Raw genomic sequence first — 26,459 nt, forward strand, 5'->3', positions numbered from 1 at the left:
TTTATCACGTTATGATTTTTTTATTATAAAAGAAAGGCTTGAATATAATGATTCGTCGTTTGAAAAAGCTAAAAAATGTAGCAGTCGTAGTAAGCTTCTAAGTAAATTGCAGAAATCTACACTACTTAGAAGCGAGGAATAAAGTTATGAAGCATCCATTATTTAATCATTGGTCGGAAACAAAGTATATAAAAGATATAGTAACAAATCCACTCATTGAAGTAGGAGAGTACTCCTATTATTCAGGTTATTATGATCATCAAAATTTTGAAGATGGCTGTGTAAGGTATTTGTGGGGGGATGCTAAGTCCCGAGCACTTTTCAATCCAATTGAACAGATGGGATGGCATCTTGATAAACTCATTATTGGGAATTATGTTTGTATTGCCAGCGGAGTAGTCATTTTAATGGGTGGTAATCACAATCATCACTCAGAATGGATTACAGTATATCCATTCGTTGAGAAAATTGAACATTCATATGAACCGAAGGGCGATACAATTATAAAAAGTGATGCCTGGATTGGAATGAATGCTATTATTATGCCTGGCGTTACAATCGGTGAAGGTGCAATCGTTGCAGCAGGATCTGTTGTAAGTAAAAATGTTCCGCCATATACAATAGTCGGTGGAAATCCTGCTAAGGAAATAAAGAAACGATTCACTGATGCTGAAATAAATATGCTAATGGAAATGCGTTGGTTTGATTGGGATAGAGAATTAGTTGAGAAGGCAATGTCTATATTATCTAGTTCATCTATTAAATTATTATATGATTTTTATAACAAAGAAGTAAAACCTAGATAGATCTGTTAGGAAAACTACGTCCGATATAGGATGTAGTTTTTTGTAGTAAAAAATTAATAGTTTTGATTATGAAAAGTTTATCCCACATTAATGGATATCCTGATAGGTAAGGGCTAATAATCAGTTGGGAAGGAATGCAACCTCGATTGATTAAAGTTTCACTTTATATTTGGTATGAGTATAGTAAGTAGGTTTTCATGTTTTGTTCATGTGAAATATTTTTATCTATTTATCCTTTTCTATTTTAAAAATCTCCTATGGAATTTAATTGAAATCGAAAACCATTTAGAAATAACAATTACGTTGTGAGCTATTGTATAGTATAAATATGGTTCATAATAAAGGGGGAATACATATGTGGAAGCGATTTGTAGCGATTGGTGATAGTTTTACAGAGGGGATAGGGGATGAAATTGAGGGAATTACATTAAAAAGTTGGGTAGATCATTTTGTTCAACTGTGTGTAAACGATATAGAATATGCCAATTTTGCAAAGCGCGGGTTAGTAACGAAAGAAATTCGCTCACAGCAATTGGAAAAAGCATTAGCTTTTAAACCAGATTTGGTTAGTCTAATTGCGGGTGCAAACGATGTATTAAAAGGACGTTGGAACCTTCAAACATATAAGAACGATATGGAATTTATGATAGATAAATTAAGTAAAACAGGTGCCAATATTATGATAGCAAATCTTCCAGATTTTACAGTAAGGCTTCCTCTTGCTTCTGAAAAAAAACGAGTAATAAAAGAACAATTATTAGAGGCAAATGATGTTATACGTTCACTGAGTAGAGAGTATAAGCTTCATCATGTTGACTTTTGGAGTCATCCGTTAGTTAATGACAATACGCTTTGGTCTACAGATTTCATTCATCCAAATTCAAAAGGGTATGTAAAAGTTGCTGAATTGATTTTTAATAGTTTGCCTGTACATGACTCTTCTAAATAAGCTTTAGAATGAGCTAAACCCTTGTCGCAAACAGCGCAGGGGTTTTTTGAAACGAAAAGAAGTATATAGGGTGCCTATAAATTATACTTTAAGTAATTCTTTTATTGTTTATATTTTTGATATTTTCTGTTGCAGAACCCTTAGTATAAGGGTTCTTTTTTTATCAAATATATACAAAAAAAGTAGAATTGGAGAACCCGAACTAAGAGATATTTTAAATGAAATTTTTAAAACAATACTCATAATAAAGTTCATTAATTATATCCGCTTCTACTGCTTGTATGAGCTTAAAAACTTCTCTCTTCTAATCCAACTTAACCATAAATTAAATTTTTAGTGTAGATATGGAACAATTTCATTACTTACATTGTCAATTAAGCGTTAAAACATTTTTCATTTTATATATAAAGAAAGAAAAAACATTTTTAACTAAGGGAGAAGATTGAATTGAAAAAATTATGGATGCTGCTTTTCATTTGTTTTGCAGTGATGTTGGTAGGATGTAATAAAAACGAATCGCCAAAACAAGCATTTGAAGAATATATAAATTTATGGAATGATAGAAAATTTGCAAATATGTATGATGATTTATCAGAACATGCTCAAAAAACAATTTCTAAAAAGGAATTCACAGAGAAATACCAAAAAATTTATGAAGGTATTGGCGTTAAGAATTTAAAAGTTAAAACGAAAGGAGAGAATATGAAAAATAAAGAACTTTTTCTTTTTGAAGTTAAGATGGATACGGATGGAGGACCAGCTTCATTTATCCATGAAGCAAAACTCGTGAAAGAAAAGGAATCTTGGAAAATAGATTGGACACCAGATTTCATTTTTCCAGGTATGAAAAAAGATTATAAAGTACGTATGCAAACAGAACAAGGAAAACGCGGGGAAATATACGATCGAAATGGGAAAGGTCTAGCAACGAATGGTAAAGCGACTGAGGTTGGAATTATTCCAGAGAAACTAGGCGAAACGGCGGCGCAAACAAAAGAAATAGTAGCAAAGTTACTGGACATGTCTATAGAAGAGGTCGATCAGAAGCTTACAGCGAAATGGATAAAACCAAATTCCTTTGTACCAATAGGCATTTTAAAAGAAGGAACTAGACAGAATGATTATATTGAATTAGAAGGAGTTTCATCTCGCCCAGTCAATATTCGGACGTATCCATTAGGAGAAGCAGCGGCACACTTAACAGGATATATAGGAAAGGTGAATGCAGAGGAGTTAAAATCGCTTCAAAAAAGAGGTTATCAAGCTGATGATTTCATAGGTAAGACAGGTCTAGAAAAAGTACTGGAGAAAAAATTACGTGGTGAAAAGGGTGGACGCGTATTTATAGAAGATGAGAATGGGAAAGAGATGAAAAACGTAGCAAAAAAAGAAGCGAAGACAGGGGAAAATGTTACGTTAACAATTGATGCTGCAATTCAAGAAAAAATCTTTAATGAGATGAGAAATGAAGCAGGATCTAGTGCAGCAATCAATCCTAAAACGGGTGAAACAATCGCACTTGTAAGTAGCCCTGCTTATAATCCGAATATAATAGTTAGAGGAACCTCAAAAGCCCAAAGAGAAGCGTGGACTAACGACGCGAAACTACCAATGATGAATCGCTTCACACAAGCATTTGTACCAGGTTCCGTATTTAAAACGATTACAGGTGCAATTGGTTTGGAAACAAACGTAATAAATCCTAAGGAAGAATTTAATATTCAAGGATTGAATTGGACAAAAGATTCATCTTGGGGAAATTATTATGTAACACGTGTGAAGGATACAAATCCAATTGATTTTGACAAGGCAATGAAGTACTCTGATAATATTTATTTTGCTCAACAAGCTTTGAAAATAGGAAAAACTCAGTATGTAAATGAACTGAAGAAATATGGTTTTCATGAAAAGTTACCAATTGAATATGAATTTCCTATTTCAATTATTGCAAGGGATGGGATAAAAAATGATATTCAACTAGCAGACACGGGATACGGACAAGGACAAGTATTAATGACACCACTTCATTTAGCATTAACATATGCACCGATTGTGAATGAAGGGAATATTCCGTCACCCCATCTTTTAAAAGAAGAAAAAGTAGCGGGGAATTGGAAAGAAAATGTGGTTTCTAAAAAGAGTCAAGAGATATTAAAGAGTGCATTAATCAAAGTCATTAATGAACCTGATGGCGCAGGGAGAATTGCAAAGGTTGATGGTGTAACGCTTGCTGGTAAAACCGGTACAGCAGAACTGAAAGAGTCGAAAGAAGCAGACGGAAAAGAACTTGGATGGTTCGCAGCTTTCGATGCAAATGCGCCAGACATGATTGTTACCATGATGATTGAAGATGTAAAAGGAAGAGGAGGAAGTAACGTTCCAGGTGAAAAAGTAAAACATGTTTTTCAGAAATAATACTTAATTATAAAGTAAATTCTTTTACTACATTCATTGTTTGCTTAACTCAAATGTATAAATTGAGAAAAAAATGAAGAATTAAGTTTCGAAAAAGCATTCTTCCTAATTGAGAATGCTTTTTCTATTTTGTTGTAGTTCTAGGGAGTTAATGCCTCATTATATTCATTGTTTAAATCAAATTCTATTGTTTTAAATGTGATATTATGGAACTTGTCATTTAAGAGAATATATTGGTGATTATTTAAGATTTCTACTATTGAAAAAAATAATCAATGGAACAAATGAAACTTGTATCTTGTCTATATATTGAAACCATAATAAAAGTGAGGGTAGTTTTACGTTTATTCAAATAAGTTTGAGGTGTGGAAATGGAACAGACGTTTATTGAAAAGTGTAATCATGATGAGCTGGACGATGTTATAAAAGACTATTGGCAAGATGTATGGAATTATTCATTTATTATTACGAAAGATCCACACTTATCAGATGATATTACGCAAGATGTATTTATAAAGGTATTTAAAAATTGGAATTCATTTCGAAAGGAGTCATCTATTAAAACGTGGATATTAAAAATCACAAGAAATACGGCAATAAACTATTTGAAATCATCTTATTTTAAAAGAATATCTTTAGTAGGATTTTTTAGTGACGACAAGCAAACTGTGTCGGCAGAACAAGAGTTTTTTAAGCAAGAAGAAATGAATGATGTGTGGAAAGTTGTATTAAAACTACCTAAAAAGCACCGTGAAATAATAATATTGGACGCAAAATATGAACTATCTTATGAAGAAATGGCTGAAACACTAGGAGTATCCATTGGAACTGTAAAATCTAGATTAAGTAGAGCAAGAAGTAAGGTTTCAAAATTAATAGGGGAGGGTAGTAGTGATGAACAATAAACAAAATCCTGACTGGTATAGAAAATTAAAAAAAGGCCCAATGGAACACCGTAAAAACGAAGAAGAATATATTTATAAAATAAAGCAATCTATATATGAAAGTAATGAGGGGGGCTCTCTAAAACAAACAAGAAGATTTCGTAAAAAAGCATTGCCAATTGTTGTGGTTTTAGCTTGTACATTTTTATTTTTTATTGTTCAACAACCTTGGCTTGATAATAATAAATCACCGGTACAAAGTAGTACACAAATTAAGCCTAAAACAAAAGATGAGTCTGCTCAAGATCCAACATTAAAACAATTCATGAATGAGTTATATCAAAGTACAAATGTAAAAAATAAAAATGAATTGTATAAAGCGTTAAAAGATGAAGTTCAATTTAAAGGGAAGAGTTATAAGAAGGATGAATTGAAGTTTGATGAAGATATTTTTCATGAGTTGCAAGTCGCACTTACAATGGGGGGAGAATTTGCAAATGATACAAAACATGTATATAAAGTACCAAGTGGATTGACAGAAAGTAACCAACCAAAGCAACCTCATTTTATATATGCAACTGTTACTGGAAATAAAACGAAAATTTTAGCTGAACCAAAGCGAGAATCACAAGTTTTATATGAAGTATCTAATGAAATGGTAAAAGCTTGGATTCCAGAAAAAGCGCAGAAGGATGAATATATAAAAATATCGACAATTAACGGTAATACTGGATATGTACAAAAAGAGTATGTTTTAACTGACATTAAATACTCATTTATGTTTGAAAAGAATAATGAAGGTGAATGGAAAATAATAAATATAGATTCTATTTGGTAAAAAAGGAAGGTTCACTTTAATGAACCTTCCTTTTTGTTTTTATTCTCTTTTTGAAGAGTATTCCAGGACTCTAAAATTTCTGATGTAACGAGAGCAGCAATGTTTTTTTCTGAATTACTTCCAGGAATAACGACAGAAACGGCAATCTGTGGATCTTCGGTAGGAGCATATGCAATGAATAGAGAATGATTGATCATTCTTGCTTGCTCATTCGGAAAACCTGTAATACCTGTTTTACCAGCGACGTCAAAGGGCAACTTTTTAATCTCCTCTATATTTTGACTCATTCCACCTTGTACGACACTCCAAAAGTTCATTGGGTAACGATTTGAACTTTCTAAAATTGGTTTAAACTTTTTTGTTTCTTTACCATCTTGACCAATAATAGCACTTGCCATTTGTGGTTTATATTTATCACCTTTACTTGCTAAAGTTGCTGCATATTGAGCGAGTTGAAGAGGAGTATGCACTTCATTTCCGCCCCACGAGGCATTTAATAAAGCGGAGATTCCATTTTCAAACTTATTAGAAGGATGGAATTCATACTGACCGTCTTCTTCAAAGGGTAAATCAATCCCGGTTTTAGAACGTAGGCCGAATTGTATTAAATAATCTGTCCATATATGTGCCACTTTTTCTATATTGCCATTATGTTGGTTAAATAATGGAAGAGCTACTTTTGCTGTCATAAATGTGTTAGATGAATTAATGATAGCCTGCCTCGGTGTAATCTCACCTGTTGGTGTTCCGGGTGCATTTGTAATGTTATTTTGATTATCATACTCAAAAGTACCGTTATCTAAATACGTATCTTCAGGTTGAAAAAGTTTTTCGTTTAATCCAATTAAAATAGTAAGTGGCTTTATAGTAGAGGCCATATTTACATAAGATTCACCATACTTTAATTTTTGAATTGCTTTATTTTGCGAAAGTGATTTTAAGTTATCTATTTTAGTTGATACATGAGTATGTAATATATTTGGATCAAAAACTGCTGAGTTGGCCATAGTTAAAATTGCGCCAGTTTTTGCATCACTCACTACAGCATAACCAGCTTTAGCATCAGGTAATTTCTTAATTTGCGATCGTAATGCTTCCTCTGATTTTTGTTGCAATTTAGAATCTAAAGCTAGCCTGATATCCTTACCTTTTTGTACTTTTTGAATGTTCCATAAGAACTCTTTGTTATTCATTTTAAAAATAAGAGTTTTATCCGGTTTTCCTTTTAAATCATCTTCATATTGCAACTCAATCCCACTTTTTCCAACTGGCATATGCTTTGAATTAAGGTTATTTTCTACATACCCAATTACCTGTGAACCAATTTCATGTTTAGGATAATATCGAATCCATTCATCTTTAATTATTACATTATTCGGTTTGTTTTTGTTTATGAATGCAAGTTCATTCTCAGCTATATCAGAGTATAACGGTATATCATGCATAGTCTGTTTTTTACAAGATTGTTGTAATTGAGATTTTATGCTCTCTGAAGAAATATCATGTTGAAACTTACTTGAAAATTGATCGAAAAAAGCTAATGTATTTGATGTATCTTGTTTCGATAACTTTTCATCATTAGAAGTACAATATAGAGACTTAACTTTCTTATTTGTAGCTAGTATTACACCATTTTGATCAAAGATTTTTCCTCTTTCGGCTGAAGAAGTTGCGATAGTAACTGAAATGAAGTTGATTTTAAATAAAATTAGTAAAATCAAACCTACAATAGAAAGAACCGCAAAAAATCCCCATTTTTTTATTTTTGTATGTAACATAAAATCCTCCCTTTTGTAGCCTACTTCATCTTATAGTTAATTATTTTTTTTGTAAATGTGGAACAACTTTATTATTTAGATTGTCTATTAAGTACTACAGCATGAAGAAAGGAATAATCAGTATGAAAAGTTACTAGCCAGCCTATGTGTAAATATAGTATGAGTCACATTGCAAGCGACAAAAAACTAGAGAAAAAAAAGGAAGGGAGATTTATCAATTACGCGGCTATACCAAAAGAAATTGATACTTACAAGGATTTAGAAAAAAAGATAAGACATTATTTATAACCGAATAATGGTTTGTAATATATAGGGAACGTTTAAGTATTAGTGAGAAGTTCCAGAAGAATTATATGGAGGATTTATGAAAGAACAAAAAGGAAAGAAGCAGAAGACATATATATCTATTCGATTAAATATCATGTTCCTTTGCATATTTTTACTATTCTCAGCTATTATTATGCAGCTAGGAAAAGTACAAATCGTTGAGGGAGAGGCTTATAAGAATCAAGTGGAAAACAGTCAAAATGCAACAACTAGCATTCCAGTTCCGCGTGGACAGATTTTAGATCGAGAAGGGAAAACGGTCGTTAATAATAAGTCTCTTCGTACAATTACGTATACCAGGGTGAAGGGGATTACGAGTGACGATATTTTAAAAACAGCAAAAGACTTGGCGAAAGTACTTGAAATGTCTGAACAAGATATTAATAAATTAACTGATATCGACAAAAAAGATTTTTGGATGCAGTTGAATACGAAACGTGCGGATACAAAGATTGCTAAAAAAGATATAGAAAAGTTTAAAGAAGAGGGAATAGAGGGAAAAGAGTTAGATAAAAAAATAGAAGATTTAAGACGAAGTCGCGTTACAGAAGTAGAATTGGGTGAGTTAACAGAACAAGATTTAAAGGTGTTAGCTATTAAAAGTAAAATGAGTTCAGGTTATCAACTAACACCACAAATTATTAAAAAAGATGTAACAGATGAGGAGTATGCGCGGATAAGTGAAAATCTTGCGGATTTTCCAGGAGTAGATGCAACGGTTGATTGGGAACGTAATTATGTAAATGGTAATTTGTTTCGTTCCGTATTAGGTAATATTACGAGTAGTGAAGAAGGTCTGCCGAAAGAAAACTTAGATTCTTATTTGGTACGCGGATATAACCGTAATGACCGTGTCGGAAAAAGTTATATTGAACAACGATATGAAGATGTATTACATGGCACAAAAGAAGAAGTGAAAAACATTACTGATAAATCAGGAAACATTATGAATACAGAAGTAATCGCTAAAGGAAAAAGTGGTAAAAGTTTAACATTAACGATTGATATGGAATTACAAAAGAAAGTGGAAGAAAGTATAGAGAAAAACTTGAGAGCTTTTAAGAGTTCAGAGCCGCTACTCGATCGAGCTTTTGTCGTCATGACGAATCCAAATAACGGACAGATTTTATCTATGGCAGGCAAAAAGATTGTAGAAAAAGAAGGAGTACTAGAGATTGAGGATTTGGCATTAGGCAATATGACAACTTCGTATGAGCTAGGCTCTGCTGTAAAAGGTGCTACTTTATTAACTGGATATGAGACAGGAGCAATACATCCAGGAGATCAATTTTATGATGCACCGATGAAATTTAAAGGTACACAAGCTAAGAAATCGTGGAATGTATCTGGATTTGGTAATATTAATGATTTACGAGCTTTACAAGTATCTTCGAATGTATACATGTTCCAGACAGCTTTAAAAATTGCGGGAGTTAATTACGTACCAAATGGCTCATTGGATATTAAACAAGGAGCATTTGATACGATGCGCTATTATTTCAAGCAATTTGGTTTAGGCGTCCCAACAGGTATCGATTTACCGAATGAAATAATTGGACAAACGAGAAAAGTAGATAGTCAACCTGGATTTTTACTAGACTTTTCCATCGGTCAGTATGATACGTATACGCCGTTGCAATTAGTTCAATATATTTCAACGATTGCGAATGGTGGTTATAGAATGCAACCTCAAATTGTACAAGAAATACGAGAACAATCAATTAAAGAAGAGGTTGGTAAAGTTATTCGCTCTATAGAGCCTGTCGTATTAAATCGGATTGATATGAAGACAGAATATATTGATCGAATAAAAGAAGGGTTTAGATGGGTATTCCAAGAAGGGGATGGAACTGGCGTAAAGCATTTCAAAAATGCTCCATATAAACCAGCAGGAAAGACAGGGACAGCCCAAACTGTGTATGGTGGAGATGATCCAATTGGTAGAAATGCAAAAGGAGAACGTATGGAATGTTACAACTTAACGTTAGTTGGATATGCTCCATATGATAATCCAGAAGTAGCATTCTCAGTAGTAGTTCCGTGGCTTCATAATGATAAAAGTGGAATTAATTCTATAATTGGAAAGGAAGTTTTAGATGCATATTTTGATTTAAAACAGCAACGTATACATGGTGAGGGTGCTAGTACAGATAGTCCTAATCAAAATTAGTAAAATTTGTGTACTTTTCTCAGGGGAAGAGACCCTATTTTATATAAAGCATTTATAAGTAAAAAGATGAGGTGTGAAATAAGGGGTAGCGTCGATCATAGTTGCTACTCTTTATTTTGTTAATAACACCGATATTAGTTATAAAATTTTTTTAGATTATGGAACAAATTTATTTTGGTGATTGTCTATTATATGTAAGTAAAAAAAGTGTTAAGAATTTGAAAGGAATGATGATTTTGAAAAACAAGAGGCTGCTAAAAATAGGAATATGCGTTGGTATATTAGGTTTAAGTCTTACAAGCCTAGAAGCTTTTACAGGAGGACCATTGCAAGTTGAAGCGAAAGAAAAGACTGGACAAGTGAAACATAAAAATCAGGCGACGCATAAAGAGTTCTCTCAACTTGAGAAAAAATTTGATGCTCGATTAGGTGTATATGCGATTGATACTGGTACAAATCAAACAATCGCTTATCGACCTAACGAAAGGTTTGCCTTTGCATCAACTTACAAGGCTTTAGCGGCAGGGGTATTACTGCAACAGAACTCTACTAAGAAATTAGATGAAGTTATTACTTATACGAAAGAAGACTTAGTGGATTATTCACCTGTTACAGAGAAACATGTAGATACTGGAATGACACTAGGAGAAATTGCGGAGGCTGCTGTTCGTTATAGTGATAATACTGCAGGGAACATTTTATTTCATAAAATAGGCGGACCGAAAGGATATGAAAAAGCGCTTAGAAAGATGGGGGATCGGGTTACTATGTCTGATCGCTTTGAAACAGAGTTAAACGAGGCTATTCCAGGAGACATTCGTGATACTAGTACAGCAAAAGCAATTGCTACGAATCTTAAAGCTTTTACGGTCGGAAATGCACTTCCTGCTGAAAAACGTAAGATACTTACAGAGTGGATGAAAGGAAATGCGACAGGAGACAAACTTATTCGTGCAGGTGTACCAACTGACTGGGTAGTTGGAGATAAATCAGGTGCAGGAAGTTACGGGACAAGAAATGATATTGCTATCGTTTGGCCACCAAATAGATCACCTATTATTATCGCAATTTTATCTAGTAAAGATGAGAAAGAGGCTACCTATGATAATCAACTAATTAAAGAGGCGGCTGAAGTTGTAATCGATGCTATTAAATAATAATCTCTTAGTTATTTCAGTTTTTTACCATATGTTGTTGGGTATATAAAATTAGAAAACGATTCTTTTTCGTATGAAAAGAATCGTTTTTGTATTTTTATTATTAAGAGGATGACGGTAAAATAAATATATATGACGTATCCGATATGAAATTTCATGTACTGTACTATATTCAATAAAAAATCAAAAATGTATCATATAATTCTGTTAACATAAAATAAGTGTTTTATAAAAATAAAAGGAGAGAATATGAAGAGAAATATTAATAGAATCATATTGTTTATTGGCATATTAGTAGCTTTTATTACTTTTTTATATTTACAGAACAATTTAATAGGTATAACTGAGGTTAAAATAACCTCTAGTAAAATACCCTCCTCTTTTAAAGGGTATAAAATTCTACAAATTTCAGACTTACACAATAAACAATTTGGCAATAAGCAAGGTGTATTAATTCAAAAAATTGAAAGCATAGACCCAGATATTATTGCGATTACGGGTGATTTAATTGACAGTAAATCATACGATGCAGAAGTTAGTATGCAATTAATACGAGAAATTGTAAAGGAGTATCCTGTATATTTTGTGACAGGAAACCATGAACAATGGTCTGGAAAGTATAACCGTTTAGAAAAAGAGTTGAAGAAATATGATGTCAATGTTTTAAGGAATGAACATGTAGGCATTCGAAAGGGGGAGCAAGAAATAAATTTGCTAGGTATTGATGATCCGGAGTTTGTAACTGGAAACCGTGATGAAGGAAATATTGTAAAAGATGCAATTTTAAAAGCGAAATTTGAAATGCCTCCAAATACATTTGATGTATTATTATCCCATAGGCCTGAATTTTTGACAGAATACGCTGATGAGCAACTAGATTTAGTATTATCGGGTCATGCTCATGGAGGGCAAGTTAGATTGCCATTTATCGGAGGATTAGTTGCGCCAAATCAAGGTGTTTTACCTAAATATACAGCGGGTTTATATGTAGAACAAAATACATCAATGGTAGTGAGTAGAGGATTAGGAAATAGTATCATTCCGCAAAGGATTTTGAATAGGCCAGAAATTGTAGTCGTGCAGCTAAATTAAGCTGTACGATTTTTTTTATACAAAAATGAGTAAAGGGGCTTTCTGTATTTTGCAGGAGTAAACATTACAATTTTGTTAAAAATTTTCTACGTTACATAAAGTAACAAAATTTGACCCTCAGTGTTTGTTATAGTGTAAATAATCAAAAAACTTAAAATTTGTCGAGTGAAAAGTGTGATAAGTAATTCATGTAAAAAACTTAAAGGGGTGTACACATGCATAAAGAATACGAAATTGAAGAGTATACGGCGATTGAGGAACAAATACATTATTATTGTAAATGTTTATTAGTAACTCATCCTGATCAAATTATAAAGTATTTAGAAAAAAGATTAGAAAAATATGCAGAAACATTACAATATGCACATTTATATCCCGACACAGTTATATTACCGTTACAGCAATTAGTTATCGAATATTCTTTAGATGTTGCTAGAATTAGGAAGTATATGAATTTAAAAACGTAAAGTAAAATTTATAGTTTAAACGAAACAGAGTCGACTTTAGGAAATAAAATTCTAATGTCGACTCTGTTTCATTGTTTAATATTATTGACGGAAAACCATACTAATCAATGAAGTTTGACATATAATTACGCAAGAGTAAAATAAAAGTGAGTACTCACTCATTTTAGAGAAGGGGGAAGAATACGTGAAGCAGCCTGCCATTATTTTACGGACTGTATCAAAAAGTTTTGGGAAAAAAGAAGTTTTACACAATCTTTCATTACAAGTTGAAAAAGCAGAGATATTTGGTTTAGTTGTGCCTTCAGGTTCTGGGAAAACGACTCTTATTAAATTGATTGCAGGTATTAACGAAGCAACGGAAGGTGAAGTGCTTGTTTACAACACGAACATGCCTAATTTAAATGAAATGAAAAGAATTGGTTATATGGCTCAAGCTGATGCATTATACGAAGAACTATCAGCATATGAAAATGCAGATTTTATGGCAACGATGTACGGATTAAAGGGAAAGCATAAAAAAGAAAGAATTGAAGAAGTTTTTGACCTTGTACAATTATCACAACATATGAAAAAGCAAGTGCAGCATTTTTCAGGCGGGATGAAGAAGCGTTTATCATTAGCAATAGCACTCCTTCATGAACCAGAAATATTAATTTTAGATGAGCCAACAGTGGGGATAGATCCGCTTCTTAGAAAAACAATCTGGGCAAAATTTTATGATTTGAAAAAGAAAGGCACAACGATAATTGTAACGACACACATTATGGACGAAGCTGAATTTTGTGAACGTCTAGGGTTAATTAGAGAAGGAAAGCTAGTTGCGACTGGTACAACTGAAGAATTGAAAAAGCGGGTATCATCAGGAAGGATTGAAGATGTCTTTTTGTTGGAAGAGGTGGCTGAATTATGAGAGTTACCGGTGTAATCATTCGTATTATTCGCCAATTTTTTCGAGATAAACGTTCGTTAGCGATGATGTTTGGGGCACCTATGTTATTACTTTGGTTATTGTCACTAGTGTTTACACAAAAGGACTATGTACCGCATATTGCTGTTGTTGATATGCCCGCTCAGTTAGTAAAAGTGATGAAAAATCAAGAAGCGTCAATTTATGAATATAATACAGAAAAGGCAATGTCTGAGCTGGAAAATCAAAAGGTAGATGCAGTCATTCGTTTAGAAAATGGAAAAATGAATATTGTATTAGAAGGTAGCGATTCGTCAAAAAATCGTGCTGTACTTCAAATATTACAAAAAAGTACAGAGAAGAACGATATATCGATTATGAAACATGAAGTGAATTATTTACATGGCTCTAAAGACTTTACAATGTTTGATGGGCTTGGTCCTGTATTAATCGGTTTCTTTACATTTTTCTTTGTATTCATTTTATCAGGGGTGTCTTTCGTAAGAGAACGTTTAAGTGGTACTTTAGAAAGGTTATTATCGACTCCAATTAAAAGATGGGAAATAGTTGTAGGATATATTATTGGTTTTGGGATCTTTGCATTTATACAATCCATTATTATCGTAAGTTTTTCAGTTTACATTTTAGACTTGTATGTAGCTGGCTCCATATGGCTAACGCTACTTATTACATGTATGCTTTCTTTAACGGCATTAACTTTAGGGACGTTTTTATCGGCATACGCAAATAATGAATTTCAAATGATCCAGTTTATACCGCTTGTCATTGTGCCACAAATTTTCTTTTCGGGTTTGTTTCCAATTGAATCGATGAATAAGTGGCTTCAAATGTTAGGGAAATTATTTCCACTCACATATGGCGCTGACGCAATGAGACAGGTGATGATTCGAAATCAAGGATTTACAGAGATTGCATTAGATCTTACCGTATTATTACTTTTTTCAATATTATTTGCAGTAGGAAATGTATTTGCTTTAAAGAAACATCGCAAAATATAAAAATGACAAAAAGGGGCTTTATAAATGCAGAAAGATTGGCTGGAGGAATTAATAGCTGCAACTAACACAGATAAACGAAATGAACGTCAAATGCGTATATTAGAGGCGGCTGTTGATATGTTTGGAGAAAAAGGATATGCTTCAACTTCAACAAGTGAAATTGCAAAGCGTGCTGGTGTAGCGGAAGGAACAATCTTCCGCTACTATAAAACGAAAAAAGATTTATTATTAGCAGTCGTCATGCCGACATTAACAAAGTTTGCTGCACCATTTTTCGTACAAGCCTTCGCAAAGGAAATATTTAAATCGGAGTATGAATCGTATGAAGGGCTTCTAAGAGTTATTATTCATAATAGATTTGAATTTGCAAAAAAGCATTTTCCAATGATAAAAATATTAATTCAAGAAGTGCCATTTCAGCCAGAACTGAAAAATGAGATACAACAACTAGTAGAAACAGAGTTGCTTTCCCATTTTAAAAAGTTAATTGCAAAGTTTCAAGTAGAAGGGGAGATTATTGAAATGCCCCCATCTTCTGTTTTACGACTTACTTTATCAGCTGTATTAGGTTTATTATTAACACGGTTTTTATTATTGCCTGAAGAAAAATGGGATGATGAAACTGAAATTGAAAATACGATTCAGTTTATATTGTACGGATTAACGCCACGAAATTAATCGTCGAAGTATGAATTACATATGTTACATTTAAGTAAAATAATAAATCGCCTTTAAAAAGGCGATTTATATTTGTTATATTTTTGATAAATAAGTACTTGTTTACTAAAAACATTCTAAATTAACGTACTTCTTTGTCTCTTCTTCTAAGACCTAATAATCCTGCTAGTCCTAATAAACCGAGCCAAGCCCAATTATTATTTCTATCACGATTATCATTTAAATCATTTGTTGTATTTACATTTCGAGTTCTTACATCATTATTAACTCTGTCTAAGTTATTGTCATTCACACGAGTTGAAATGTCAGTGTTATTAACTCTATTCATATTAGTTCCATCGTATTCAGCATGGGCAGATGTACCTAAAAACATAATAGAAAGTGCTAAAACACTTACAATAGATGATAATTTCTTCTTCATAACGATCCCTCCTTTCTTACGTGTTAATTTCTCCAGAGTATGTGTATATTATTCGTTTCACAGTATTTAAACCGTCATTATAGAGGGCGCATTTATAGAAAATAGAGTTGAATGATTGCAAATATATCATTTGCTATATTTGCAATTATAAAATTAAAGGAATCAAACTTTGCTTAAAATGTTAATATTAGTACAATTTATATTATACGGACTAGCATTAAGGAGGTAATGAAATGCGACAATTTGCAAAACCTACAATCGTTGTAAGTAAATGTTTAGAGTTTGATGCTTGTCGTTATAATGGAGAGATGATTCCGGATGTAACTATACGAAATTTGCAGCCATTTGTTACATTTATACCTGTTTGTCCAGAAGTCGAGATTGGATTGGGGACTCCTCGTGAAACGATACGAATTGTAGAAGAAAACGGTTTGAATAGACTTGTGTAACCGTCGACACGAGAAGATGTAACTGAAAAAATGGAGCAGTTTTCAAATGACTTTTTACAAACGTTATCAGATGTGGATGGCTTTATTTTAAAAAATCGTTCGCCAAGTTGTGGTACGCGTGATGTGAAAATTTATTCTAGTTTTGAAAAAGCGCCAGCAAAAGGAAAGGGACCAGGCTTATTTGGCGGAGCAGTAATAAAAAAATTTTCGCATCTTCCTATTGAAGAGGAAGGCAGATTGTCGAATTTTATTATTAGAGAGCATTTCTTTACAAGGCTATTTACAATCGCATATTACAAGATGATTAAACATAATAAAAATATGAAAGATCTTGTATCGTTTCAGTCGGATAATAAATATTTATTTATGGCATATAATCAGGTGAAACAAAAGGAATTAGGGCGTATTATTGCAAATCAAAAAAATGAAACGATCGAAGTTGTATTTGAAAACTATGAGAAGACTTTATATGAATTATTTATGCGCACACCCCGCTATACATCAAATGTAAATGTATGTGAGCATATTTTTGGATACTTTAAAACAAAGCTGAAAAAACAAGAAAAAGAGCATTTTTTGAATTTAATACAAAAGTATATAGAAAAGAAAATTCCGCTTAGTAGCTTACTTGCAATTTTAAAATCATGGGCTCTTCGATTTGATGAAAAGTATTTATTAAGACAAACATATTTCGAACCATATCCTGAAGCTTTAGTAGAGATTTCAGATTCAGGTAAAGGTAGAGATTATTAAACATAAAATTACATAATTCGACAAGAAAACTCCTATGTTGTTGTAGAACAATGTAGGAATTTTTTTGTGCATTAGTACAGAATCTGTTTTAAAATTGAATTATGACAGAATTATAACAATTATCTAACTAATGTTCTTGTCTTTTCATTCGTAATGTTTGTAGTAGAAACTCGCACGCTGTCGAAACTCAATATTCGATAAGGGGTGTGTAGCGGAATGGAATTTACTCTAACTCGCGAAAAACAAATGATTAAAGAAATGGTACGTGACTTTGCTGAAAAGGAAATCGCACCGAAAGCTGTGTATTATGACAAAACTGCAGAGTTTCCATATGAAACATTTCAAAAAATGGGCGAACTAGGATTATTAGGCATCCCATTCCCAGAAGAGTATGGAGGTTCAGGTGGCGATACAGTATCGTACGCGTTAGCAGTTGAAGAAATTGGTCGTGCTTGTGGTGGGACAGGATTAAGTTACGCTGCAACAATTTCATTAGGTGCTTCTCCAATTTATTATTTCGGTACAGAAGAACAAAAACAGAAATATTTAGTTCCAATGGCATCAGGCAAAACTTTAGGTGCTTTCGGATTAACTGAGCCGAATGCTGGATCTGATGCAGGTGGCACACAAACGAAAGCTATATTAGACGGAGACGAGTATGTTATTAGTGGTGAGAAGTGTTGGATTACAAATGCAGAGTATGCAAATACAATTATTGTAACCGCTGTCAACGGTGTTGAAGAGAATGGTAGAAAACGTATTTCTGCATTTATCGTACCGACTACTAGTGAAGGGTTAACGATTTCAAGCCCTTACGATAAGATGGGCGTACGTGCTTCTAATACTTGTGAAATCGTACTTGATGGTGTACGTGTACCGAAAGAAAATATACTTGGTGATGTAAATAAAGGATTTAAACAATTCTTATATACACTTGATGGAGGACGTATTTCAATCGCAGCATTAGCTGTTGGTATTGCACAATCTGCATTTGAACGTGCATTGCAATATGCGAAAGAACGTCAACAATTTGGAAAATCAATTTCTAATTTCCAAGCGATTCAATTTAAATTAGCTGATATGGCAACTGAAGTAGAGCTAGCGCGTAATTTAGTACATAAAGCAGCTTGGTTAAAAGATAACGATAAATCTTTCGGTAAAGAAGCGGCTATGGCAAAACTTTTCGCATCTGAAGCAGCAAGCCGTATTGCAAATCAAGCAGTACAAATTCACGGTGGATATGGCTATATGCGTGAATATGAAGTAGAACGACATATTCGTGATGCAAAACTATTAGAAATTGGTGAAGGAACTTCTGAAATTCAACGTCTCGTAATTGCTAGACATTTAGGATGTAGATAAAAAGGAGGAATCACTATGTTTCAAAAAATATTAATTGCTAATCGCGGGGAAATTGCAGTTCGTATTATGAAAACTTGTCAAAAACTTGGCATTCGCACTGTTGCTATTTATTCTGAGGCAGATGAAAATGCCTTGCATGTAAAAATGGCAAATGAAGCTTACTTAGTAGGTGGGCCGCGTGTCCAAGAAAGCTATTTAAACCTTGAAAAAATTATTGAAATAGCTAAGAAGACAAATGCTGAAGCAATCCATCCGGGGTATGGATTATTATCTGAGAATCCATCTTTTCCGGTTCGTTGTAAAGAAGAAGGAATCGTATTTATCGGTCCATCAGAAGAAATCATTACGAAGATGGGAAGTAAAATCGAATCACGTATTGCGATGCAAGCTGCAGATGTGCCAGTAGTTCCGGGTATTACTACAAATATTGAAACTGCTGAAGAAGCAATTGAAATTGCTAAACAAATTGGTTACCCATTAATGTTGAAGGCATCCGCAGGCGGCGGAGGCATTGGAATGCAGTTGATGGAAACTGAGCAAACGCTCACCAAAGCATTTGAAAGCAACAAAACGAGAGCACAAAACTTCTTCGGTAACGGAGAAATGTATTTAGAGCGCTATATTGCAGATGCACATCATATTGAAATTCAGCTTTTAGCAGATACACATGGTAACACAGTGTATTTATGGGAGCGTGAATGTTCAGTACAGCGCCGAAATCAAAAAGTAATTGAAGAAGCACCTTCACCATTTTTAGATGAAGGTACACGAAAAGCGATGGGTGAAGTTGCTGTACAAGCTGCCAAAGCTCTAGGATACACAAATGCTGGTACAGTTGAATTTCTAGTAGATGATCAGAAGAACTTCTATTTCTTAGAGATGAATACGAGATTACAAGTAGAGCACCCGGTTACAGAAGAAATTACTGGTTTAGATCTTGTAGAACAACAACTTCTAATTGCATGTGGTGAAAAATTATCGTTTACACAAGATGATGTAAAACGTAGTGGTCATGCCATTGAGGCACGTATTTATGCAGAAGATCCAAAAACTTTCTTCCCATCACCTGGGAAAATTACAAATTTAACGCTTCCAACAAATGTACGTATTGATCACTTTTTGGAGAATCAAGTAACGATTACACCTTTCTATGATCCAATGATTGCGAAAGTCATTGCTCATGGTGAAACGCGTGAAGAAGCAATTTCGAAATTACATGATGCTCTAGAAGAATTAAAAGTAGAAGGTATTAAAACGAACACGCCAATGCTGCTTCAAGTATTGGAAGATGATGTGTTCAAAAGTGGTATTTATACAACGGGTTTTGTAACGAAACAACTTGTTAAAAAATAAGATTTAACAATACTAAGGGGGAAAAAATGATGACGAAAGTATATGCATCGATGGCAGGAAATGTATGGAAGATTGTTGTAGGAGTAGGAGATACCGTAGAGGAAGAGCAAGATGTCGTCATTTTGGAATCTATGAAAATGGAAATTCCAATCGTTTCAGAAGAAGCTGGCACAGTTATGAAAATTAATGTGCAAGAAGGCGATTTTGTAAATGAAGGAGATGTATTACTAGAAATTGAATAGGGAGATATAGGGGGAAGCGAATTGAAACTACCTAATTTTGCTGTCATTAAAGAAGTCGGGCCACGTGATGGCTTACAAAATGAAAAAAAGATTGTTGGCACAAAAGATAAAGTAAAATGGATCCAACTACTTACAGAGGCGGGATTATCGTACGTTGAAGTTTCCTCATTCGTTCACCCTAAATGGGTCCCTACATTAGCAGATGCAAATGATGTGTTTTCAGAGCTGAAAAGGGACCCAAATGTTACATATGCAGCGCTTGTTCCAAATCAAAATGGTTTGGAACGAGCTTTTTTGCAAAATGTAGATGAGGTGAATGTTTTTTTATCAGCAAGTGAATCTCATAATAAAAGTAATATTAATAAATCAATTAAAGAAGCATTAGTTGTAATTGAAGATATAACAAAACAGGCATTATTCGAAGGGAAAAAAGTAAGAGGCTATGTTTCTACTGTATTTGGATGTCCTTATGAAGGGGATATAAGCGTCATAGCAGTTGACGAATTATGTGATCAACTATTTTCATACGGCATTTATGAAGTGTCTCTTGGTGACACAATCGGAGTAGCAAATCCACTACAAGTAGAGCGAGTATTAGAGCATTTATTAAAGAAATATGATGCTTCGCAGTTTGCAATGCACTTCCATAATACGTACGGAATGGCTCTTGCGAATGTAGTAAAGTCTTTAGAATATGGTATTACAACATTTGATAGTTCTTGTGGTGGCCTTGGGGGATGTCCATATGCACCAGGAGCATCAGGTAATGTTGCAACTGATGACTTAGTTCATATGCTCCATAAGTTAGGTGTCCAAACGAATATTGATGAAGAGAAGTTATTGAGAGCGAGTCAATTTATTCAGAGTAAATTAAATATCCAATTACCGAGTCATGTGTATAGAGCGCTTCAACATAAAACGATAAGTAGGTGAGAAGATGCTACAATTACAAAACATTTCAGTTGATTATGTAACACCGCACGTTGTAAAGATTTCCTTAGATCGTGAAAGACAAGCAAACTCATTATCTTTAGCTTTATTAGAAGAGTTACAAAACATTTTAACTCAAATAAATGAAGAGTCAAATACTCGTGTAGTTATTCTAACAGGTGCTGGTGAAAAAGCGTTTTGTGCTGGTGCTGATTTAAAAGAACGTGCTGGCATGAATGAAGAACAAGTTCGCCATGCTGTTAGTATGATTCGCACTACTATGGAAATGGTTGAACAATTACCACAGCCAGTTATTGCTGCTATAAATGGAATCGCACTTGGTGGTGGTACGGAATTAAGTTTAGCTTGTGATTTTAGAATTGCGGCTGAATCTGCAAGTCTTGGTCTTACTGAAACTACACTTGCAATTATACCAGGAGCAGGTGGCACGCAGCGTTTGCCAAGATTAATTGGTGTTGGTAGAGCGAAAGAATTAATTTATACAGGTAGACGTATTTCAGCACAAGAAGCAAAAGAATATGGTCTAGTAGAATTTGTTGTACCACCTCATTTACTTGAAGAGAAAGCGATTGAAATAGCAGAGAAAATTGCTAGTAATGGTCCTATTGCTGTTCGATTAGCGAAAGAAGCAATTTCAAACGGTATTCAAGTTGATTTACATACCGGATTACAAATGGAAAAACAAGCGTATGAAGGTGTAATCCATACGAAAGATAGATTAGAAGGATTACAGGCATTCAAGGAAAAACGCACACCAATGTATAAGGGGGAGTAAATATGATAGATCAAAAAGAACAATCGAATACATTTGAAGAACGAGTTGAAACGATTAAACAAGGCGGCGCACCAAAATATCATGAACAAAACAAAGCGAAAGGTAAACTATTCGTTCGAGATCGCTTAGCTCTTTTATTTGATAATGGTGAATATGTAGAAGATGCATTATTTGCAAATTGTGAACAAACAGGATTACCTGCTGATGGTGTTATAACTGCAACGGGTAAAATACATGGTCGTACTGCATGCGTAATGGCAAATGATTCTACGGTAAAGGCTGGTTCATGGGGCGCACGTACAGTTGAAAAGATTTTACGTATTCAAGAAACGGCAGAAAAATTACGTGTTCCGTTATTTTATTTAGTTGACTCTGCTGGGGCGCGTATTACTGATCAAGTTGAAATGTTCCCAGGGCGCCGCGGGGCAGGAAGAATCTTCTATAATCAAGTGAAATTATCAGGTAAAGTCCCGCAAGTATGCTTATTATTTGGACCTTCTGCAGCTGGTGGTGCTTATATTCCAGCCTTTTGTGACGTTGTAATGATGGTAGAAGGAAATGCATCTATGTATTTAGGATCTCCTCGTATGGCTGAGATGGTTATCGGTGAGAAGGTAACTTTAGAAGAGATGGGCGGAGCTCGTATGCATTGCTCTGTATCAGGATGCGGAGATGTTTTATGTAAGACAGAAGAAGATGCGATTACACAAGCAAGACAATACATTTCATATTTTCCAAATAACTACTTAGAAAAGACTCCATTGGTTACACCTCAAGAACCGAAACAATTCGATAAAACGTTAGAAGAAATCATTCCAGAAAATCAAAATGCTCCTTTCAATATGAAAGATCTTATTAATAGAGTTATTGATGAAGGTTCTTTCTATGAAGTGAAAAAATTATTTGCTCAAGAACTCATTACAGGTTTAGCACGTATTGATGGTAAGCCAGTAGGTATTATTGCAAATCAACCGCGAATGAAAGGCGGCGTATTATTCCACGATTCAGCTGATAAAGCAGCGAAGTTTATTAATTTATGCGATGCATATCATATTCCGTTATTGTTCCTTGCAGATGTACCTGGATTTATGATTGGTACAAAAGTAGAACGTGCTGGTATTATTCGTCACGGTGCAAAAATGATTTCCGCAATGAGTGAAGCAACTGTACCGAAAATTTCTATCGTTGTTCGTAAAGCATATGGTGCTGGTTTATATGCGATGGCAGGTCCAGCCTTTGAGCCAGATTGCTGCCTAGCATTACCGACAGCTTCTATTGCGGTAATGGGTCCAGAAGCCGCGGTCAATGCTGTATATGCAAATAAGATTGCAGCTTTACCAGAAGAAGAGCGTGATAGCTTCATTGCTGAAAAACGCGAAGAGTATAAGAAGGATATTGATATTTACCATTTAGCATCAGAGATGGTCATTGATGGTATTGTTCATCCAAACAATTTAAGAGAAGAGTTAAAAGGACGATTCGAAATGTATATGAGTAAATATCAAGTATTTACGGATCGTAAACATCCGGTTTATCCAGTTTAAAAGCCCTATTTAGGGCTTTCTTGCTCAAAAAGTCAAGGAGGGGAAAACATTGAAACAAGCAGTTTGGTTTCCAACAGAAGAGTATAAAGAAAAAACGCGTTTATATGGTTGGATGAAATCATTGGGCTATGAAGATTATGAAACGTTTTATAAAAAGTCAATCGAAGAAACAGCTTGGTTTTGGGGAGAAGCTGAGAAAGCAGTTGGCTATCAATGGATGAAACCTTATACAGAAGTGCTAGATTTAGAAAATGGTACGCCGTTTGCACAGTGGTATAATGGCGGAACATGTAATGTTGTAGAATCGGTTTTATCACGCTGGCTTGCAGACGATGAAACAAGAACACAACCAGCACTTCAGTATGAAGGGGAAAATGGAACTTCAAAATCATTTACATATGAAGAGCTTGATAGCTGGGTAAGTCGCGTTGCAAACGGTTTGAAACATGCGGGTATTGAAAAAGGTGACCGTGTCACAATTTATATGCCGATGATTCCAGAAACAGTTGTTGCGATGCTAGCTGTAATGAAAATCGGAGCAATTATTTCACCAATATTCTCAGGATTTGCGTCTGATGCAGTCATGACACGCGTGCAAGCGGCAGGATCTAAAATGATTATTACTGCAGATGGTTTTTCACGCCGAGGTAAAGTTGTTTCATTAAAAGACGAAGTAGATAAGGCTTGTGAGCATTGTCCAACTGTTGAAAAAGTTGTTATCGTGCGTCATGCAGGAAATGATTTTACACCGCATAATTATGATTTCTCATGGAGTACGTTAGAAAAAGAAAAGCCATTTGTACATGCTGAAGAAATGCATAGTGATGATCCATTAATGCTCATTTATACATCAGGTACAACTGGAAAACCGAAAGGGACAGTACATACTCATGCTGGATTTCCATTAAAGGCAGCTTTTGATGCGGGGTTCGGAATGAATATTAAACAAGGTGACCGCGTATTATGGGTAACAGATATGGGATGGATGATGGGACCATTTTTACTATTCGGTTCTCTTATTAATGGAGCAACGATGGTTATGTATGAAGGTGTTCCGGACTTCCCAGAGGCAGATCGTTTATGGGAGACAGTTGATAAATATAAAATTACACATCTCGGTATATCACCAACATTAATTCGTGCGTTAATGGCAAAAGGTGATGAGTATGTAAATAAACATTCGCTTAAGAGTTTAGAAGTATTCGCCTCAACAGGTGAGCCTTGGAATCCAGATCCTTGGATGTGGCTATTTGAAACGGTTGGAAAAAGTAATGTACCAATTTGTAACTATTCAGGCGGGACTGAAATTTCTGGTGGGATTTTCGGAAACGTCCTTATTAAACCAATTGCACCGATTAGCTTTAACGCTTCTTTACCAGGAATGGCAGCGGTTGTGCTCGATGATCAGGGCAATCCGATTCGTGATGAAGTTGGAGAATTATGTTTAGAGAAACCTTGGGTTGGTATGACGAAAAGTTTCTGGGAAGACGATGAGCGTTACGTGAACACATATTGGTCACGTTTTGAAAATAAATGGGTTCATGGTGACTGGGTGGTTTATGATGGTGAGCAATATATTATTACAGGACGCTCAGATGATACGCTAAACATTGCTGGAAAACGCATTGGACCTGCTGAATATGAATCTATTCTTGTGAAGCATAATGATGTCATAGAAGCTGCCGCGATTGGTGTACCAGATGATGTAAAAGGTGAAGTTTGTCATTGTTTTGTAGTATTAAGAGACAATGTAACATTCTCAGGAGAATTAAAGAAAGAATTAATGAGTTTAGTAAACTCTCATATTGGAAAAGCATTATGTCCAAAAGATATTCACGTTGTAGAAGATTTACCGAAAACACGTAATTCTAAAGTAATGCGACGCGTCATTAAAGCTGCTTATTTAGGAAAAGAATTAGGCGATTTATCGTCACTTGTGAATCCTGAGGTAGTTCCGTTTATTCAGGGGTTGCAGTCTAGTAAATTATAAAACTCGGAATGAGCTCTATTTAATTAGAGCTCATTTTTGTATTTACTAATATAAGTGAAGAGTAGAAGATAAAAAGAAGAGTGGAAATATTAAGGTAGAAAAGTGAGGAAACGGAAGATGGAAGTTAAACAATGAGACGGTTTATATATCTAACTTTTTAAGTATTTTGTATGTCTAAAATGACTAATATAAAGGGAATTCCACTTCTCTTAAAAATTTATAAATCTAATTAAGGTTGAGTTATGTTCGTTGTAATGCAACTAGCTAAAAACTTATCATTAAATGTAATTGAGCCTTCAACGGTGAATGGCATTTTAATTGTTAGGTTCTTACTCATATAATCAAATCCAATTTCCTGTTCACATTCGCCGCAATTGATCGAAGAAGATATTAGTGTGCCAGATAAAATATTGTAAACAATGGTTAAGCAAACTGGCTGAGTTAATCCTGGTAAAACACAAGGCATTGTATTTTAACCTCCTTTTCTATTAATAGGAAATGAAATGTAGGGGGGTTCGATTTTGGGGAAGAGTTAATAAATTAGGTTAAAGTGTAGAAATAAAAAATATTGTACAACATGTTTTAAATTGTAAATTTAATATGGGAAAAAAGTTTAGGTTTTGTTTATTAATTTAGGAGGGTGAGAGAGGAAGTAGAAGTTATACTTCTATTTCCTCTGAAAAATTACTTGGACTAAGGTTGAGTTAAATTCGTTGTAACGCAACTTGCCTGGAATTTGTCATTGAATATAAGAGTACCTTCACCAGTAAATGGCACTCTAATAACTAGATTCTTACTAGTATAATCGAATTCCGTTTCTAGAGTACAACTTCCACAATCAACAGTAGAAGATATTAGTATACCCGATGAAACATTATAAACAAGCGTTAAACAAAGAGGCTGTGTTAAACCTGTAACAATACAAGACATTCTATTTACACCTCCTATGCTACTTATTAATAATAGTAAATGTAAATAGGATAACTTTTGAAACGGTAAATGCGGAAAAATTACAACAAATAGATAGAATATTTTTTGGTAATAGAAAGAAAGTTTTGAAGTAGATTTAAATAGTAATTTGATAGATCTTTCTAAAAAATAGCTTTAACTCATATTTTCTATAGATACATAC

General features: G+C 34.1%; 22 protein-coding genes and 1 pseudogene. 20 read left to right on the top strand and 3 right to left on the bottom strand.

All coding sequences use genetic code 11. The annotated features are described in order from the left end of the window. The first annotated feature begins 146 nt into the window (after window positions 1-146). The 5 genes from PSR14_RS13035 (at window position 147) to PSR14_RS13055 (ending at window position 5,892) form a co-directional block, all read left to right on the top strand. Entirely contained in the window at window positions 147-806 is a 660-nt protein-coding gene (locus PSR14_RS13035; protein WP_000682535.1) for a CatB-related O-acetyltransferase, read from the top strand. A gap of 328 nt (window positions 807-1,134) precedes the next feature. Next, window positions 1,135-1,755 (top strand): SGNH/GDSL hydrolase family protein, encoded by a 621-nt coding sequence (locus PSR14_RS13040; RefSeq protein WP_113732617.1) that lies wholly within the window; start codon window positions 1,135-1,137, stop codon window positions 1,753-1,755. 447 nt (window positions 1,756-2,202) lie between these two features. Beyond that, a complete protein-coding gene (locus PSR14_RS13045) occupies window positions 2,203-4,170 on the top strand; it encodes a penicillin-binding transpeptidase domain-containing protein (RefSeq protein WP_000737753.1) in 1,968 nt (655 codons plus the stop codon). Window positions 4,171-4,541: 371 nt separating this feature from the next. Then, window positions 4,542-5,075 (top strand): RNA polymerase sigma factor, encoded by a 534-nt coding sequence (locus PSR14_RS13050; protein WP_000438320.1) that lies wholly within the window; start codon window positions 4,542-4,544, stop codon window positions 5,073-5,075. Beyond that, window positions 5,065-5,892, top strand: coding sequence for a hypothetical protein (locus tag PSR14_RS13055; RefSeq protein ID WP_001060776.1), 828 nt, complete (start codon window positions 5,065-5,067; stop codon window positions 5,890-5,892). Before PSR14_RS13050 ends, PSR14_RS13055 begins: the two co-directional genes overlap by 11 nt. An 11-nt stretch (window positions 5,893-5,903) precedes the next feature. Here PSR14_RS13055 and PSR14_RS13060 read toward each other — a convergent pair whose 3' ends face one another. Further along, window positions 5,904-7,670, bottom strand: a complete 1,767-nt coding sequence (locus PSR14_RS13060; RefSeq protein ID WP_098487548.1) for a penicillin-binding protein 2 — start codon at window positions 7,668-7,670, stop codon at window positions 5,904-5,906. 364 nt (window positions 7,671-8,034) lie between these two features. Here PSR14_RS13060 and PSR14_RS13065 point away from each other — a divergent pair, with 364 nt between their 5' ends. The 7 genes from PSR14_RS13065 to PSR14_RS13095 all read left to right on the top strand — a co-directional run bounded on the left by PSR14_RS13065 (window position 8,035) and on the right by PSR14_RS13095 (window position 15,487). Further along, window positions 8,035-10,167, top strand: a complete 2,133-nt coding sequence (locus PSR14_RS13065; RefSeq protein WP_048557839.1) for a penicillin-binding protein 2 — start codon at window positions 8,035-8,037, stop codon at window positions 10,165-10,167. A 227-nt stretch (window positions 10,168-10,394) separates the two neighbouring features. Further along, a complete protein-coding gene (gene bla / locus PSR14_RS13070) occupies window positions 10,395-11,324 on the top strand; it encodes a class A beta-lactamase Bla1 (protein ID WP_073541765.1) in 930 nt (309 codons plus the stop codon). A 249-nt stretch (window positions 11,325-11,573) separates the two neighbouring features. Continuing rightward, window positions 11,574-12,416 carry a metallophosphoesterase gene (locus PSR14_RS13075; RefSeq protein ID WP_000827830.1) on the top strand — a complete coding sequence of 281 codons (843 nt, stop codon included), beginning with the start codon at window positions 11,574-11,576 and terminating at the stop codon, window positions 12,414-12,416. 215 nt (window positions 12,417-12,631) lie between these two features. Then, on the top strand, window positions 12,632-12,883 hold the full coding sequence (locus PSR14_RS13080) for a hypothetical protein (protein WP_000548624.1): 252 nt from the start codon (window positions 12,632-12,634) through the stop codon (window positions 12,881-12,883). A gap of 184 nt (window positions 12,884-13,067) precedes the next feature. Continuing rightward, window positions 13,068-13,793, top strand: a complete 726-nt coding sequence (locus PSR14_RS13085; RefSeq protein ID WP_406644221.1) for an ABC transporter ATP-binding protein — start codon at window positions 13,068-13,070, stop codon at window positions 13,791-13,793. Next, a complete protein-coding gene (locus PSR14_RS13090; RefSeq protein ID WP_073541686.1) occupies window positions 13,790-14,809 on the top strand; it encodes an ABC transporter permease in 1,020 nt (339 codons plus the stop codon). The genes PSR14_RS13085 and PSR14_RS13090 overlap by 4 nt, the downstream gene beginning before the upstream one ends. 24 nt (window positions 14,810-14,833) lie before the next feature. Next, window positions 14,834-15,487 carry a TetR/AcrR family transcriptional regulator gene (locus PSR14_RS13095; RefSeq protein ID WP_001168182.1) on the top strand — a complete coding sequence of 218 codons (654 nt, stop codon included), beginning with the start codon at window positions 14,834-14,836 and terminating at the stop codon, window positions 15,485-15,487. A gap of 121 nt (window positions 15,488-15,608) precedes the next feature. Here the strand turns inward: PSR14_RS13095 and PSR14_RS13100 are convergent, their stop codons facing one another. Next, complete coding sequence (locus PSR14_RS13100; protein WP_000728162.1) at window positions 15,609-15,908, bottom strand: WGxxGxxG family protein; 300 nt, start codon at window positions 15,906-15,908, stop codon at window positions 15,609-15,611. Between the two features lie 233 nt (window positions 15,909-16,141). On the opposite strand from PSR14_RS13100, the pseudogene PSR14_RS13105 reads away from it, so the two are divergent. From PSR14_RS13105 to PSR14_RS13140, 8 genes and pseudogenes are all read left to right on the top strand, one after another. Then, window positions 16,142-17,110, top strand: a pseudogene (locus PSR14_RS13105) (YbgA family protein). Between the two features lie 216 nt (window positions 17,111-17,326). After that, window positions 17,327-18,472 carry an acyl-CoA dehydrogenase gene (locus tag PSR14_RS13110; protein ID WP_000397275.1) on the top strand — a complete coding sequence of 382 codons (1,146 nt, stop codon included), beginning with the start codon at window positions 17,327-17,329 and terminating at the stop codon, window positions 18,470-18,472. Between the two features lie 15 nt (window positions 18,473-18,487). Then, window positions 18,488-19,825 (top strand): acetyl-CoA carboxylase biotin carboxylase subunit, encoded by a 1,338-nt coding sequence (locus tag PSR14_RS13115; RefSeq protein WP_000486740.1) that lies wholly within the window; start codon window positions 18,488-18,490, stop codon window positions 19,823-19,825. A gap of 26 nt (window positions 19,826-19,851) precedes the next feature. After that, a complete protein-coding gene (locus tag PSR14_RS13120) occupies window positions 19,852-20,067 on the top strand; it encodes an acetyl-CoA carboxylase biotin carboxyl carrier protein subunit (RefSeq protein ID WP_001985297.1) in 216 nt (71 codons plus the stop codon). A gap of 21 nt (window positions 20,068-20,088) precedes the next feature. After that, complete coding sequence (mvaB, locus tag PSR14_RS13125) at window positions 20,089-21,000, top strand: hydroxymethylglutaryl-CoA lyase (protein WP_073541687.1); 912 nt, start codon at window positions 20,089-20,091, stop codon at window positions 20,998-21,000. A gap of 4 nt (window positions 21,001-21,004) precedes the next feature. Beyond that, complete coding sequence (locus PSR14_RS13130) at window positions 21,005-21,793, top strand: enoyl-CoA hydratase (RefSeq protein WP_000939789.1); 789 nt, start codon at window positions 21,005-21,007, stop codon at window positions 21,791-21,793. Window positions 21,794-21,795: 2 nt separating this feature from the next. Beyond that, on the top strand, window positions 21,796-23,337 hold the full coding sequence (locus tag PSR14_RS13135; RefSeq protein ID WP_000566937.1) for an acyl-CoA carboxylase subunit beta: 1,542 nt from the start codon (window positions 21,796-21,798) through the stop codon (window positions 23,335-23,337). A 49-nt stretch (window positions 23,338-23,386) separates the two neighbouring features. Next, window positions 23,387-25,327, top strand: coding sequence for an AMP-binding protein (locus tag PSR14_RS13140; RefSeq protein WP_000806466.1), 1,941 nt, complete (start codon window positions 23,387-23,389; stop codon window positions 25,325-25,327). 229 nt (window positions 25,328-25,556) lie between these two features. Here PSR14_RS13140 and PSR14_RS13145 read toward each other — a convergent pair whose 3' ends face one another. Continuing rightward, window positions 25,557-25,793 carry a hypothetical protein gene (locus tag PSR14_RS13145; RefSeq protein ID WP_001112247.1) on the bottom strand — a complete coding sequence of 79 codons (237 nt, stop codon included), beginning with the start codon at window positions 25,791-25,793 and terminating at the stop codon, window positions 25,557-25,559. Window positions 25,794-26,459: the final 666 nt, after the last annotated feature.

The sequence above is a fragment of the Bacillus sp. A01H genome (assembly GCF_045277205.1).
GTDB classification, from domain to species: domain Bacteria; phylum Bacillota; class Bacilli; order Bacillales; family Bacillaceae_G; genus Bacillus_A; species Bacillus_A paranthracis.

Excerpts from the sequence above, each read along its gene's own strand:
- bla (WP_073541765.1), top strand. The coding sequence starts at position 10,395 with ATGATGATTTTGAAAAACAAGAGGCTGCTAAAAATAGGAATATGCGTT.
- PSR14_RS13055 (WP_001060776.1), top strand. The coding sequence starts at position 5,065 with ATGAACAATAAACAAAATCCTGACTGGTATAGAAAATTAAAAAAAGGC.
- PSR14_RS13100 (WP_000728162.1), bottom strand. The coding sequence starts at position 15,908 with ATGAAGAAGAAATTATCATCTATTGTAAGTGTTTTAGCACTTTCTATT.
- PSR14_RS13110 (WP_000397275.1), top strand. The coding sequence starts at position 17,327 with ATGGAATTTACTCTAACTCGCGAAAAACAAATGATTAAAGAAATGGTA.
- PSR14_RS13035 (WP_000682535.1), top strand. The coding sequence starts at position 147 with ATGAAGCATCCATTATTTAATCATTGGTCGGAAACAAAGTATATAAAA.
- PSR14_RS13050 (WP_000438320.1), top strand. The coding sequence starts at position 4,542 with ATGGAACAGACGTTTATTGAAAAGTGTAATCATGATGAGCTGGACGAT.
- PSR14_RS13075 (WP_000827830.1), top strand. The coding sequence starts at position 11,574 with ATGAAGAGAAATATTAATAGAATCATATTGTTTATTGGCATATTAGTA.
- PSR14_RS13135 (WP_000566937.1), top strand. The coding sequence starts at position 21,796 with ATGATAGATCAAAAAGAACAATCGAATACATTTGAAGAACGAGTTGAA.
- PSR14_RS13040 (WP_113732617.1), top strand. The coding sequence starts at position 1,135 with ATGGTTCATAATAAAGGGGGAATACATATGTGGAAGCGATTTGTAGCG.
- PSR14_RS13120 (WP_001985297.1), top strand. The coding sequence starts at position 19,852 with ATGATGACGAAAGTATATGCATCGATGGCAGGAAATGTATGGAAGATT.
- PSR14_RS13115 (WP_000486740.1), top strand. The coding sequence starts at position 18,488 with ATGTTTCAAAAAATATTAATTGCTAATCGCGGGGAAATTGCAGTTCGT.
- PSR14_RS13065 (WP_048557839.1), top strand. The coding sequence starts at position 8,035 with ATGAAAGAACAAAAAGGAAAGAAGCAGAAGACATATATATCTATTCGA.
- PSR14_RS13145 (WP_001112247.1), bottom strand. The coding sequence starts at position 25,793 with ATGCCTTGTGTTTTACCAGGATTAACTCAGCCAGTTTGCTTAACCATT.
- PSR14_RS13130 (WP_000939789.1), top strand. The coding sequence starts at position 21,005 with ATGCTACAATTACAAAACATTTCAGTTGATTATGTAACACCGCACGTT.
- PSR14_RS13090 (WP_073541686.1), top strand. The coding sequence starts at position 13,790 with ATGAGAGTTACCGGTGTAATCATTCGTATTATTCGCCAATTTTTTCGA.
- PSR14_RS13080 (WP_000548624.1), top strand. The coding sequence starts at position 12,632 with ATGCATAAAGAATACGAAATTGAAGAGTATACGGCGATTGAGGAACAA.
- PSR14_RS13095 (WP_001168182.1), top strand. The coding sequence starts at position 14,834 with ATGCAGAAAGATTGGCTGGAGGAATTAATAGCTGCAACTAACACAGAT.
- PSR14_RS13060 (WP_098487548.1), bottom strand. The coding sequence starts at position 7,670 with ATGTTACATACAAAAATAAAAAAATGGGGATTTTTTGCGGTTCTTTCT.